Genomic DNA, 2,005 nt, shown 5'->3' with positions numbered 1-2,005 from the left:
GAATAATCATTCATAAATTTAATTTACGTAACTTTTATGATAAAAAATGCTTTGAGGTGATAGGAATGGAGCGAATTGGACCAATTATGATTTTGGAAGGCACTAACTACAGTAAAGTCCCTTATTCCCGCAGTCTTTTCATTGATTGTTCGGAAAAGGTGTTGATCGATAGTGGCGCGGATGCCAAAGCTTTGTTGGATGTGGACCGCGAATACGGGATTGAGCTCATTATTAATACCCACTACCATCCCGACCATACACTTCACAATCATTTGTTTCCCGATGCAACCAAAATAATTAATCCGATTGAATTTGAAACGTCACTGACGATTGAAGGGGTTGCACGAGCAAATGGCGTCTATCAGGAATGGGGGCATCAAGGTGTGGAACGGTGGAAAAAGTCGCTTCCTCAGGAATGGGTGAAAAATCTTGGGGAAATTTCAGGCACATACGAGTATGAAACGAACTACGCCTTTGGGGATGTAAAGGTAATATTTTTACATACTCCTGGACATACAAGCGGCTTTTCCAGCCCCTACTTTCCTGAATTAGGTATAGCCTTTGTTGGGGATTATGATATGACAGCCTTTGGGCCTTGGTATAATGGGACAGATGGAAATATCGAAGATTTCATTTCTTCAGGCAAACGCCTGCTTTCACTTGATGCAGATACCTATATTACAGGGCATCAGAAAGGGATATTTTCGAAGCAGGAGTTTAAACTGGCGATGGAGAAATTCCTTTCGATTATTGATCGGCGCGATGAAACAATTGAGAAATATGTCCAACAAGGATTAACTTTTGAAGAACTGACGAAGGTCGGCATTTTTTATCCGAAAAGAAGTTTAGAAAATAACATTCTCTTAACCTGGGAACGAAGTGGGATTCGCAAGCATTTAGACAGGCTGGGACTTTCGATTCCCTTATCAAACACGGAGTTGGTAAACGGTAAATAAAAAGGATGGTGGCCTTAATGTGGCACCATCCTTTTTGGCTATTCTGTATAATACATTAATGCGATTGTACCAGGTCCCGTGTGAGTACTAATAGTAGGACCTGTATAATCAATGGAGATATTTTGATATCCTGTTAATTCCATGATTGCTTCTTTAAGTTTTGATGAAAGTTGAATTGCTTCGGCATGAACAATGCCTGCGCCAAGTATGGTTTTCCCTTTAACATCTTCTGCAAATTGTTTAGCCAAATATTTAACCACTTGGGTATGACTTCGAACCTTTGCAACGGGGTTGTATTCAGCCCCTTCAAGTGAGGCAATTGGCTTAATATTAAGTAACGAACCTATAAAGGCCTTTCCTTTACCGATTCGGCCACCCTTCACCATATTTTCAAGCGTATCGACCATAATATAAAGTTTGGTATTTTCACGTATCTTGTCAAGACGTGTTAAGATTTCCTCGATACTGTTCCCCTGTTTCGCCATTTCCGCTGCTTCCTTGACCTGGAACTGAAGCGCCAACGAAATAAACATCGAGTCAATTACAGTCACCTTTGTTTTCGTCATCTGGGCAGCGCTTTCAGCTGAACGAACGGTACCACTCATTTTGCCTGTCATGTGGATCGATAATACCTCATACCCTTCTTCGCCGAGCCGGTCGTACACTTCAAGGAAGGTTCCAGCAGAAGGTTGCGAACTTTTCGGTAATTCTTCTGACTTTATCATCATTTCTATATATTCAGCAGGATCTAATTCTACTCTATCTAAGTAGGATTCCCCATTTATTGTTACAGATAATGGTACTACTACAATACCAAGTTTTTCGGCCATGTCTAATGGCATGTCCATTGTTGAATCGGTTACAATTTTAATTTTGCTCAAAACAGTCACTTCCCTACCAGTACTGCTTTGTATTATACAGTTAAGTGCAGTGGAAAGGAATAACATACATCACTTTTGATGATTTTTTAAAATTAGGCTGTGTTTAACTTGTCTGTTGATTTCCGTTCCAGCGCTTCGCTTTCCGCGGGCGTGCCGGGGAGCCTCCTC

Annotated in this window: 2 protein-coding genes; one reads left to right on the top strand and one right to left on the bottom strand. The window is 40.9% G+C overall.

The window, feature by feature from the left end:
* Positions 1–956, top strand: a 956-nt coding sequence (locus V7659_RS27580) for an MBL fold metallo-hydrolase (RefSeq protein ID WP_335543269.1), incomplete at its 5' end; no start/stop codon positions are given.
* A 38-nt stretch (positions 957–994) separates the two neighbouring features.
* Here V7659_RS27580 and V7659_RS27575 read toward each other — a convergent pair.
* Positions 995–1,837, bottom strand: coding sequence for a DegV family protein (locus V7659_RS27575; RefSeq protein ID WP_335543268.1), 843 nt, complete (start codon positions 1,835–1,837; stop codon positions 995–997).
* Positions 1,838–2,005: the final 168 nt, after the last annotated feature.

The sequence above is a fragment of the Neobacillus drentensis genome, from assembly GCF_036966985.1.
Taxonomy (GTDB): domain Bacteria; phylum Bacillota; class Bacilli; order Bacillales; family Cytobacillaceae; genus Neobacillus; species Neobacillus drentensis_E.
The sequence above is the reverse complement of the archived record's forward strand: the minus strand, read 5'-3'. Positions and strand labels throughout refer to the sequence as shown.